This window comes from Prosthecobacter sp. GW821-HT29F12 (assembly GCF_058803405.1).
Genome location: NZ_CM179517.1, coordinates 1,445,294 through 1,456,868 on the forward strand (window position 1 = coordinate 1,445,294; position 11,575 = coordinate 1,456,868).

The following is an 11,575-nucleotide window of genomic DNA, read 5'->3' on the forward strand; positions in this document are numbered from 1 at the left end:
TTACTTCCAGGAGGCTTTGAAGTCGTCGAGGGCGGACTTGAGGCCGGCTTCGACATTGTCGAGGGTCTTTTCGTTGGCGAGCTGATCCATGAGCTCGCTCTTGCGGGTGCTGAGGTAGTCTTCCAGTTTGGCCTGGAATTCCTTCACGCGATCCACAGAAACGGAATCGAAGTAGCCCTTCTGCATCGCGTAAAGCGTGCTGACCATGATCGGCAGGCTCTTCGGCTGATACTGCTGCTGCTTGAAGAGTTCCACGATGCGAGCACCGCGGTCGAGCTTGGCCTTTGTGCCGGCGTCGAGGTCGGAACCGAACTGGGCGAAAGCGGCGAGTTCGCGGAACTGAGCGAGGTCGAGCTTCGTTGTGCCGGAGACCTTCTTGATGGCCTTCGTCTGAGCGGCGGAACCCACGCGGGACACGGACAGACCCACGGAGATGGCAGGGCGGATGCCTTGATAGAACAAGTCGGTTTCAAGGAAGATCTGACCGTCGGTGATGGAGATCACGTTCGTCGGGATGTAAGCGGACACGTCACCAGCCTGGGTTTCGATGATCGGCAGAGCGGTCATGGAGCCACCGCCGTAGTTTTCGCTGACGCGGCAGGAACGCTCAAGGAGACGGGAGTGGAGATAGAACACGTCACCCGGATACGCTTCACGACCGGAAGGACGCTTCAGGATGAGAGAAACCTGACGGTAGGCAACGGCCTGTTTGGAAAGGTCATCGAACACGATGAGGACGTCCTGTCCCTGATCCATGAACCACTCGCCGATGGCGCAACCGGAATACGGAGCGAGATACTGATTCACCGCGGAGTCGGAAGCGGAAGCGCTGACGATGGTGGTGTATTCCATGGCGCCGGCATCTTCGAGCGTCTTGACGACTCGGGCGATGTTCGACTGCTTCTGGCCGATGGCGACGTAGATGCAGTAGAGAGGCTTGTGGCCCTTGAGCTTGCCCTGTTCGGCGGCCTTGTTTTGCTGCGCCTGGGAGATGATGGTGTCGACTGCGATGGTGGTCTTGCCGGTGGAACGGTCACCGATGATCAGCTCGCGCTGGCCACGGCCGATCGGGATCATGGCGTCGATGCTCATGATGCCGGTCTGCACGGGGACGGACACGGACTTACGGGCGATGATGCCAGGAGCGAGCTTTTCGACAGGATACTGGGTTTCACCCTTGATGTCGCCTTTGCCATCGATGGCCTGACCGAGGGCGTTCACGACGCGACCGAGGAGGCTCTTGCCGACTGGCACGGAGAGGAGGCGGCCGGTGGTCTTGACTTCATCACCTGCACGGACGTTTTCGCCGGAGCCGAGAAGCACGCAACCGACTTCGGTTTCTTCGAGGTTCAGAGCGAGACCGTAGACACCGCCGGGGAACTCGATCATTTCGTTGAGCATGACATCGCTCAAGCCTTCAATCTTGGCTGCGCCGTCACCGATTTCACGTACGATGCCCACATTGGACTTCGTGACGGCGGTCTTGAGGCCGGCGATTTGGGATTCGATCTCCTGGAGGATGTTGCTCATGGTATTGCTTGTTTGAAAAAACTGAGAGAGGGGCTGAGGGCGGAAGAGAAATTAAGCGGAAAGGGAGTCAGACAGGGCTTTGAGACGGGCTTTGACACTGCCATCCCAAACGTCGGAACCGACTTTCACGCGGATGCCGCCAAGCAGCTCTGGATTGACACTGAATTCGAGAGTGAGCGGGCGGCCGTACTTCTTGGAGAGGCTGGCCTGGAGCTCGGACTGTGTGGCGGGAGCCAGTGCGGTGGCGCTTTCCACAGCGGCACGCTGACGGTCCACTTCATTGCCCACGAGACGGGCGAAGGCATCGAGAATGCCGATGAAGCCACGGGGTTTGCTTTTGGCCACGCTGTTGACCACGGTGCGCACGCGGGACTCATCCAGTTTCCCGTCTGCGATACAGGCGCGGAAAAGCTGGCGGGAGGTGCGGCGGGCTTCTTTGGTGATCTTCATGGTGGCGAAGCGGCGGAAAAATTAAGCGGAGACCTGGGCGGAGGTTTCCTGATTGATGCGGGACTGGTCTTCGGAGTTGAGGACCTTGCCGGTGACGCGGCTGGTGGCGTCGGAGACCATGCGGCCGAATTCACGCTTGAGCTGGGACATGAGCTGCTCCTGTTCAAGCTGGGCGGCTTCACGGGCTTTGGCGATGATGGTGTTGGCGGAGGAGACGGCCTCCTGCTGGCGGCGCTCCTGAATGAGTTTGGCGGCGTCATCAGCTTCCTTCACAAGGCGGGCTGCATCAGCCTCGGCTTTGTCGAGGATGGCCTGGGAATTCTTAGCGGCCTCGGCGGCGTCGCGGGTGATTTTTTCGAGCTTGGCTTCGCCATCGGCGATGCGCTGGCGGCGCTGCTCCAGCATGCCCATGATCGGACCGAAGGCGTACTTCTTGAGGACGGTGTAGACCAGAATGAAAATGATGACTTGGGCAAAGAACTTGCCCCAAGCGAGTCCGAAGTCGCCTGCGATCTGATATGCGATGCCTTTAATCTGGTCCATGACAGTGTAAAAAAAGAGAGAAGAGAGAGTTAACTGCGGCGGGCTGCCTTCAGCCCGCCGCGAAATTCAGGGCTTACTTGCCAAGAATGAAGGACAGAATGCCCAGACCTTCTGCAAGGGCCATGGCGATAATGCCGAGGGTCAGGATGTTGCCGAAAGCGCCAGGATTGCGGCCGACGGCTTCCACAGCCTTGGAGCCGATGAGGCCCACGCCGATGGCGGCGCTGCCTGCACCGATACCGGTGGCGATGCTGCCGGTGACGCCAGCGGCTGCTGCGGCGGCTGGAGCGTGGGCGGCGGCTTCTTGTGCCAGAGAGAGGAGTTCCATTGTCATAATATGTGTCGAGTTTGTGTTTTGTTGTGTCACCAGCGTCCACGCGTTGCGCATGGTCCCGCAGGCAAAGTCAGAGATTAGTGATGCGCGTCCTCGTGACCGTGGTCGTCATGAGAAGTGGAAAGCTGGATGTAAACCGCGCTGAGCAGGGTGAACACGATGGCCTGCAGCAGGCCGACCAGAAGTTCCATGAAGTAAAAGGGGAAGGGGGCGAGGACGCTGCCGATGAAGCCACCCATGCCGCTCATGGTGTGCAGCACGTTTTCACCGGCGAGCACGTTGCCGAAGAGTCGGAAGGAAAGCGTGACGGGGCGGAAAACGATGGAGAAGACTTCGATGACGCCGACGAAGAGGAAGACAAGAGCAACCATGGCACCCATAAGGCCCTTCAGGCCGCCCTTGGCGCCGAACGTGTGGACAATGAAGCCCCAGACGCCCACTTCTTTGATGGTGATATAGAGCCAGACCAGGAACATGGAGACCGAAAGACCGAAGGTCATGTTCAGGTCAGCCGTTGGCGCGCGGAGCAGCGGATCATGCACTTCCTTGACGCTCATGAAGCCAGTGCCTTCGCCCCAGCCCACGGTGCCGACGCCCGGAAGAAGGCCGAACCAGTTGGAAACAAGGATGTAAATGAAGATGGTCGCGAGAAGGGGGAAGACGCGTGGGGCGATCTTGGCACCGACGATGGATTCCACCTGGCCATACAGGAACTCGACCACGAGTTCGAAGAAGTTCTGCGCCTTGTGAGGGATCAGCGTCATGTTCTTCGTTGCCTTGGTGGCGAACCACAGAATCAGGCCGACCACAACACCAGCGACGAGCAAGGAATTGGTCAAAAAGCCAAGATTGCTGCTCTCTTTGAGAAACTCCGACGCATAGCTGTGCACGTTCGCGAGCAGCGGCGAGAAGGAGGTTGGTTGGAGAAAATTAAGCAACATGGGGGTAGGGGCTACCGGGGAGGGCCAGTGTAGGGTCTGGCCGGGATGGTGGGCCGTTTTTTTAGCCACATGAAAGGGGGGTAGCAAGATCTATTTGTGAAAAATTTCACAAAGTCGCCGTTTGGCGGGTTTTATGAGGGCATATTTACCCCCTTGGAGGGCTTGAGTGCGGGTTATTTGGGGATGAAAAGAGGCGCTTTTGGGCCGCTTTCGAATGATTTAGAGGGGCAGGTGCGTTGGTGACAGGTCCATTTATGGAGCTGTTCCCCTGTAGCGTTTCCTGAACTGGTGCCTTTCTTAATTTCCTATGGTTAACTGGACTGTTCGTGGCGTGGAGATGATTGTTACGATTTGGATCCGATGCAGCGGGCATCTGGAATCTGCCATGGACTGCTTCGGACTTGAATCAGTGAGGCCAATGTCTCGACATTCCATCCGCCACGTGCGAGCTTTTTCCTGATGTCATTCCGCCCCTGTATCGTCCTTTTCACCCTCGTTTTGCTGGCTGCTACAGCTGATGCCGCAGTGAAATCGAAGACGAAGGTGATCTCCGCAGACGGAAAGCCGAATGTGCTGTTCATCATCGCGGATGATCTGCGTGATTACGCAGGCTGGATGGGCGGGCATCCGCAGTCCGTGACGCCCAACATGGATCGTCTGGCAAAAATGGGCATGCGGTTCAGCAATGCGCACTGCAACTACGCGCTGTGCAATCCTTCACGCACCTCGCTGCTCACAGGCATGCTGCCTTCATCGAGCGGTGTGTTTGGCAATGAGCAGGACTGGCGGCGCAGCATCCAGATCGCGGGCAAGCCGACGCTGCCGGAGCACTTCAAGGCCCAGGGCTACACGACAGCTGGGGCAGGGAAAATCTTCCACGCCAACCACGGCGGACCCGAAGGCCGACTCGCCGGATGGCATGGTGGGCGGCGTGGTTTTGAACTGGATTCGGCGTGGGACCTGCGCTTTCCGCAGACGGGTGTGCAGATTCCAGATCTGCCGGTGCATACAGGACAAAACTTCAACGGACTCAACATCTGGCACTGGGACTGGGGTGGCATTCCTGTCGCGGACGAAAAGACTGACGACGGCCAGATCGTGACGTTTGCGACTGAGTTTCTGACGCAAACGCAGAAGAAACCCTTCTTCCTCGCGCTGGGTCTCTACCGCCCTCATTCACCCTGGTATGTGCCGCAGAAGTACTTCGATGCGCTGCCGCTTGATTCGATCAAGCTGCCGGAAGTGAAGGTGGATGACCTAGGTGATGTGCCTGAAATTGCGAAAACTCATCTTAAGGATGGATTGCATAAACAGATCCTCGAAAAGAACCTTTGGAAGGAGGCCGTGCGCGCCTACCTGGCCAACGTGGCGTTTTGCGATGCCATGCTGGGGCGCATTCTGGAAGCTGTGGAAAAGGGGCCGAACGCGAAGAACACGATCATCGTCTTCACCTCCGATCATGGCTGGTATCTCGGAGAAAAGCAGATGTGGCACAAAGGAAAGCTCTGGGAGCCGACGACGCGCGTGCCGCTCTCGATTTACGTTCCGGGAGTCACGCAGACTGACAGCCTCTCTGCGCAGCCCGTGGCCCTCGTTGATCTGTATCCCACGCTTTGCGATCTCACCAAGCTGCCGCTGCCTGAGCATCTGGATGGCAGCAGTTTGAAGCCGCTGCTGCTGGACCCGACGACCAAGCGTGATCACCCCGCCATCACTTGCATGGGTGGTGGCTCAAACGCCGGGTATGCCGCGCGCGATGAACGCTGGCGCTACATCCGCTATGCGGATGGCAGCGAGGAACTCTACGACCATCAAACCGATCCAAACGAGTGGACCAACCTCGCAGCGAAGCCGGAACATGCGGCGCTGAAGGCCACGCTGGCTGGTTTTTTCCCGAAGGAATTCAAAAGCGCCGTGCGCCCAGTGGCTGAAATCATCGGCGCTGCAAGCCCGGCGGGTTCGGTCGATCTGGCGCTGAATATCGGCGATGTCCTCAGCGCTGCGGACGCGCCCAAGCTGCAGGGCAGGGGTGTTTTTATGGATGCCTCCTTTGAGTTTGATCCGCTGGTGGATCAGGACAACACGCTGGTAGCGCAGGGGGATGAGCAGTCCGGTTACGCCCTGCATCTGGTGGCCTCCCAGCCCACATTGACCGTGTTTACCAACGGCAAGAGCACGACCATCAGCGGGGCGGCGCTGGAGAAAGGCCGTGTGAACATGCGTGCGCAAATTGACACCGGCGGTGTCATCACGCTCGCTGTGCCAGGGCACAGCGAGGTGTTGAGCGTGGCTGCCTTTGAACAAGGCTTCCCTCAGGAGCCCAAGGCTGGCATCGCCGCAGGACAAAGCTTCGGCATTTTAAAGCTCGCCCAGTATCCCAACAGCACGCCGTTTGATGGTGTGGTTTATCGTTTGAAACTGACGATCCTCCCTCCGCACAAGGTGCCTGTACAGTCAGCCGCCCCACCGCCAGAGAAGGTTCCGTAGCAAACACTCAGGCGCTCTGAATCCTCAATTATCAAATTTCGCACATCAATTGTGCTGGTGAGTGGATATTCGTGGGTTAAAGACTCCCCCACCCAAAAAACATGCGCGCACGCATCATTAAAGACTTCCGTTTCGAGGCCGCCCAGACGCTGCCCAATCTTCCTGGCGACCACAAGTGCACCAAGATGCACGGCCATTCCTTCAAACTGGAGATTGCCATCGAGGGCGAGGTGGATCCGAAGATCGGCTGGGTCTATGACCACGCGGAAATTTCCCGGGCGATGAAGCCAATCATGGACCAGCTGGATCACTCCTATCTCAATGAGATCGAAGGTCTGGAGAATCCCACCATCGAATACATGGCCGCCTGGCTTTGGAAAAAGCTGGCCCCGCAACTGCCCGGCCTCTGCGAGATCGTGATCCACGAAACACCCAACGCCCGTTGCGTGTTTCGTGGCGAGTTTTGATCGATCAAGCCTTGGCCAGATGTCGCGCTTTGCGCCGACGGCGGAGGGTCAGGACGACCAGGCCCAAACCGCCCAGCACCGCGCGGGAGGGCTCAGGCACGGCGTCCACATGCAGCGTAAGCGAGTTGGCACCGATGGTGAACTGACCGGCGAATCCAGGTGGAGTGGAGCCAAAAGCGAGATTTGAAAGCGCCAAACCGGAGACGGAGCTGTAGTTCATCAGCGTGTAGTTTGGGCCCGAGGTCATGCTGCCGCTGTTCAGAATGTCAAACAAGGCGGTGCCGCCTCCCGTGAAGTTCAGGGCCCCGCCGATGTTGAGCAGATCTGACGTGGTGCCGAGTTCGAAGGCAAAGTGAGATCCGTCCACGATGCTGAGGTTGCCATCAATGTTCAGGGTGCCCGGGCTGAGGCCGGGGGCGATGGTTCCGCCGCTGGCGACCGAGACGTTTCCAGCGATGTCGCCCGTGCCTTTCAAGGTGCCGGTGGAGTTGACGGTGACGTTACCCGAACCCGTGGCGCTGCCTGTGGTGTTGGTGACGCTGAGTGTGCCGCTGACGGTGGTGTTGCCACTGTAGGTGCTGGCTCCGGACAAGATGACGTTGCCGCTGGAGATGTCCACGCTGCTGAAATTGGAGATCGCTCCGGCATAGCTGAAGGTGTTGCCTGCGCCTGGATTGAATGTGGCTGTGTTGGTGCCAGTGCCGCCGTCAATGTCGCCAGTGATGGAGCCGCCGGTGACGGTGAGTGTGTCATTGCCGCCCTGCATGGCGATGGCTTTGCCGTTGTCTCCCGTGATGGTCCCAGCGTTGCTGAGGTTGTCATTACCATTGCCAGTTTGGATGGCGGCTCCGACCGTCAAAGCATCACCTGCGCCGCGAATGATCCCGCCAGCGTTGTTGGTGACAGTGTTGTTAAAGGTGCTGACCATCTGAATCGCGTAGCCTGTGGTGCCTCGGATGAGACCGCTGTTGGTGATGCTGGTGGCAGCGAAGGCGCTTCCAGTGCTGGAGTTGTCAACCAGGATGCCATGCCCCTCGATGCCGGTACCGTCCAATGCTCCGCCAGTAATTTCCGCGCCGGAGTAGTTGATGATCGTGCCGCCGCCAATCGAGACGCCTTCGGGGTTATTGGTCAAAGTATCTGAGCCCACGCCATTGGCACCAAGACCCCGGATGATGCCATGGTTGTAAAGAGTGGTGATGCCGTCCACATCGACACCATCGCCATCGCCAACGTCGTAGTGGGCGCTGTCATAGTTGCCGGTGATGGTGCCGTAGTTGGTGACAGTGGCGGAGGAGGAGGCTGCGGAGGAGCTGAAGTTGTCAATGTTGATGCCGGAGCCGTTAACGCCCGTGATGGTGCCGCCGACGTTGTTCGTGACGGTCATCGTGAAGGAGTTGACGGTGTCAGTGGCGGCGCCACCGGTGATGCCATGGCGACCGGAGATGGTGCCTCCGTTGTTGTTGGTGACCTGCACCCCGGTGTTGGTCTGCGCATCGATGCCATCGCTGCTCGTGGCTGCAATCTGCGTTGTGACAGCGGAATCAACGATGGGCACCGCGAGGATGGAGCCGCTGTTGGTAACAGTACCGTTCACGCCTGGACGCACGGCATCCGCCGCCGTGGCTTTGAGCAGCCCGGTGGAGTAGTTGGTGATGGTGGTCGTCCCGGAAGTGACGGCGGCAAGATCCAGCGCCTGTGCGCCTCCGGCTGAGGCATTGAGGGAGATGATGCTGCCGTAGTTGTCCACCGTGACATTGTCGGATGCCTTGTTGGCGCGGACGGTGTCGGAATCAGCAGACTGGATCAAAGCACCCGCATTGTTGGTGATGGCCATCGTGATGCTTGCCGTGTTGAGATCAATCGCTCTGCCAGTACCAGTCTGGCTGATGGTTCCATTGTTCGTGATGCTGGCGTTGTTGCCAGTGACAGTGACGGCCACTGTGCTGCCGCCCACGGTGAGCGAGACGCCGCTGTTGACGGTGCCGGTTTGGCCGGAGCCGCTGCCCAGTGTCTGGGCGGTGGTGGAGTTGGAACTGATGACAAAAGTTGCCGCTTGAAGCGAGGCAACCGAGAGGATGCTGGCAAGCGCCAAGGCGGCTGCGGAGATGTTGCGATGCTGGTTTTTCATGTCGGGAGGGGGCGAAAGCGCGCGCCTATGCCTGCTGCGTTCCGCGTTGTCGAAAGGCGCGGCGTGACGATTTCGCCTTGTGGCAATCCCGGCACATTCGGGCTGAAAATCTTTGGCTTTCACCGGCTCCAATATGGAAAAATCGTAACATGACTTGTCGCTTCCATCTCATGGCTATAGTCGCGCCATGCCTGTCCTCACCGAACGCAAAACGCAGCCGCAGTATGATGTCATTGTCGTGGGCTCTGGAGCCGGCGGCGGCATGGCGGCGATGATCCTGGCCCTGAACGGTGTGAAGGTGCTCATGATCGAGGCGGGGCGCAATTATGAGCCGGTAAAGGAGACGCCGATGTTCAACACACCCGAGATGGCGCCGCTCCGTGGTGCGGCCACGCCGGACCGCCCCTTCGGCTTTTATGATTCGAACATCGGCGGCTGGCAGGTGCCCGGGGAGCCGTACACCAACAAGCAGGGCACAGAGGGCGATTTCTGGTGGTGGCGTGCACGCATGCTCGGCGGGCGCACCAATCACTGGGGCCGCATCTCGCTGCGCTTTGGCGAGTTTGATTTCAAACCAAAATCCCGTGACGGCCTCGGAGTTGACTGGCCAATGAACTACTCTGACATGGCCCCGTGGTATGATCGCGTGGAGCAGTTGATCGGAGTTTATGGTGAGAACGACGGCATTGCGAATGCACCGAATTCATCACCTGGTGTACTGATGCCGCCACCGAAACCACGAGTGGGTGAATTGCTCGCGAAGAAGGCGGGCAGGAAGCTCGGCGTGCCAGTCGTCGCCGCGCATCGTGCGGTGCTCAGTCAGCCGATGGATTGGAAAAACCTGCCAAAGGTGCTGTTCCCGAACAATCCCAAGGCACAGGAGATTCTCGGCAAGGACATGATGTCGCGCGCCGCCTGTTTCTGGGCCACGAACTGCATCCGTGGCTGCAGCATTCGTGCGAATTTCCAGAGCACCACGGTGCTGCTGCCACCAGCGTTGGCCACGGGAAATCTGGACATCATCACGGATGCGATGGTGCGTGAAGTGGTGATGGATGACAACGGCAAGGCCACGGGCGTGCATTACATTGACAAGGTCACCCGCCGGGATGCGATCGCGAAAGCGCGCGTGGTCATTCTCGCCGCGAGCACCTGCGAAACCTCGCGCGTCCTGCTGAATTCGAAGTCCCGCGACAAGGCGGGGCTGGCCAATTCCTCCGGGCAGGTGGGGCGCAATCTGATGGACAGCGTCGGCACACGACTCGGGGCACACATTCCCGCCATGGAAGACCTGCCGCCGATGAATGAGGATGGTGCGGGTGGATTGCACACCTATGTGCCTTGGTGGCTGGTGAATGAACACTCCAAGCTAGGCTTTGCCCGAGGATACCACATCGAGATGGGCGGCGGCCGGCAGATGCCCGAGGCGAAGAGCTTTGGCTATCTGGACTCGACTTCGCCGGGTGTCTATGGCCGCAAACTTAAGGAGGAAGCACGCCGTTACTACGGCGCTCAGTTCGGTTTCTCCGGTCGCGGTGAGATGCTGCCGAACAAGGACTGCTACAGCGAGCTTGATCCCAATGTGGTGGATCAGTGGGGCATTCCGGTGCTGCGTTTCCACTGGAAATGGAGCGATCATGAGATCAAGCAGGCGGAACACATGCAGCAGACCTTTGCGGCCATGATCGAAGGCATGGGCGGCAAGGCCAAGCCGCTCAGCGGAGCGGATGCCATCCAGCGGCCCGGCGAGATCATCCACGAGGTCGGCACCGCTCGCATGGGAGATAAAGCTGCTGAGAGCGTCACCAATCAATACTGCCAGACCTGGGACGTGAAGAACCTTTTCCTCATGGACGGGTCCGTCCTGCCCAGCAATCCCGACAAAAACCCCACGCTCACCATCCTTGCCCTCGCTTGGCGTTCCAGCGAATGGCTGATGGAGGAGATGAAACGGGGGAACATTTAACCGATCTGCGCCATGTCTGAGTCCTCTCCCATTTCCCGTCGCAACGCCCTTAAAGGCCTCCTCAGCGGTGCTGCTGGTGCAGCAGCCGTTCCTGCCTTTGCCGCGCCAAACCAAACGGAGCCGGCACCACCGGCGCATCCGTCGCGGTTTGTGTTTCACGACCCCGACTTCATGCAGCCGCTGAAGTTTCCATGGGAAAAGCTGCTGTCTGCCGAGGAACTGGCCACCACGCAGGCCCTGGCGGATTTGATCCTGCCAAAGGATGAAACCTCTCCCGCCGCTTCGGAAGTGGGCGTTCCAGATTTTATCAACGAGTGGGTCAGCGCCGATTATCCCGCGCATCAGGAGGACCGTGAGACCCTGCGCGGGGGCCTTGGCTGGCTCAATACGGAGAGTTTTAAGCGCTTTTCGAAGCGTTTTGAGGAGCTGGGCGTCGATCAGCAGTCCCAGATCGCCGATGACATCTGCGATGCGGCCAAGGCCAAACCGGAGCACCGTGTCGGGGCGGTCTTTTTCAAGCGCTTCCGCCAGCTCTGTGTCGGCGGTTATTACAGCCATAGTCAGACCTGGAAAAGCCTCGGCTACGTGGGCAATATCAGCATCGGCGGCCCCTATCCCGGGGTTTTGCCGGAGGTCATCGAGAAGCTGGGGCTGCAGGATGTCGTCTAAGGCCTGATTTGGGGCCGAAAAAGACTTCGTTTGGGAGCAAAAAATCCCTTTGCTCGC

Annotated in this window: 10 protein-coding genes; 4 read left to right on the forward strand and 6 right to left on the reverse strand. The window is 59.0% G+C overall.

Annotated features, from left to right (window positions below):
- From atpA to atpB, 5 genes are all read right to left on the reverse strand, one after another.
- On the reverse strand, positions 1–1,530 hold the full coding sequence (gene atpA / locus AC3RLQ_RS06150) for a F0F1 ATP synthase subunit alpha (RefSeq protein WP_397381613.1): 1,530 nt from the start codon (positions 1,528–1,530) through the stop codon (positions 1–3).
- A gap of 51 nt (positions 1,531–1,581) precedes the next feature.
- Complete coding sequence (atpH, locus tag AC3RLQ_RS06155) at positions 1,582–1,980, reverse strand: ATP synthase F1 subunit delta (RefSeq protein WP_493035322.1); 399 nt, start codon at positions 1,978–1,980, stop codon at positions 1,582–1,584.
- A gap of 21 nt (positions 1,981–2,001) precedes the next feature.
- Positions 2,002–2,523, reverse strand: coding sequence for a F0F1 ATP synthase subunit B (locus tag AC3RLQ_RS06160; RefSeq protein ID WP_395732436.1), 522 nt, complete (start codon positions 2,521–2,523; stop codon positions 2,002–2,004).
- Between the two features lie 73 nt (positions 2,524–2,596).
- Positions 2,597–2,851, reverse strand: coding sequence for an ATP synthase F0 subunit C (locus AC3RLQ_RS06165; protein WP_493035324.1), 255 nt, complete (start codon positions 2,849–2,851; stop codon positions 2,597–2,599).
- Between the two features lie 83 nt (positions 2,852–2,934).
- Positions 2,935–3,798: a F0F1 ATP synthase subunit A gene (gene atpB, locus AC3RLQ_RS06170; RefSeq protein WP_493035326.1), complete on the reverse strand. Its 864-nt coding sequence runs from the start codon at positions 3,796–3,798 to the stop codon at positions 2,935–2,937.
- A 459-nt stretch (positions 3,799–4,257) separates the two neighbouring features.
- Here atpB and AC3RLQ_RS06175 point away from each other — a divergent pair, with 459 nt between their 5' ends.
- Entirely contained in the window at positions 4,258–6,285 is a 2,028-nt protein-coding gene (locus AC3RLQ_RS06175) for a sulfatase (protein WP_493035328.1), read from the forward strand.
- A 101-nt stretch (positions 6,286–6,386) separates the two neighbouring features.
- Positions 6,387–6,752 (forward strand): 6-carboxytetrahydropterin synthase QueD, encoded by a 366-nt coding sequence (queD, locus tag AC3RLQ_RS06180; protein ID WP_395732432.1) that lies wholly within the window; start codon positions 6,387–6,389, stop codon positions 6,750–6,752.
- Positions 6,753–6,756: 4 nt separating this feature from the next.
- Here the strand turns inward: queD and AC3RLQ_RS06185 are convergent, their stop codons facing one another.
- The gene (locus AC3RLQ_RS06185; protein WP_493035330.1) at positions 6,757–8,883 is read right to left on the reverse strand and encodes a beta strand repeat-containing protein; all 2,127 of its coding nucleotides are present in this window, start codon (positions 8,881–8,883) and stop codon (positions 6,757–6,759) included.
- A 187-nt stretch (positions 8,884–9,070) separates the two neighbouring features.
- On the opposite strand from AC3RLQ_RS06185, the gene AC3RLQ_RS06190 reads away from it, so the two are divergent.
- Both AC3RLQ_RS06190 and AC3RLQ_RS06195 read left to right on the forward strand, forming a co-directional pair.
- Positions 9,071–10,849 (forward strand): GMC family oxidoreductase, encoded by a 1,779-nt coding sequence (locus AC3RLQ_RS06190; RefSeq protein WP_493035332.1) that lies wholly within the window; start codon positions 9,071–9,073, stop codon positions 10,847–10,849.
- A gap of 12 nt (positions 10,850–10,861) precedes the next feature.
- Positions 10,862–11,518 (forward strand): gluconate 2-dehydrogenase subunit 3 family protein, encoded by a 657-nt coding sequence (locus AC3RLQ_RS06195; protein ID WP_493035334.1) that lies wholly within the window; start codon positions 10,862–10,864, stop codon positions 11,516–11,518.
- Positions 11,519–11,575 lie beyond the last annotated feature (57 nt).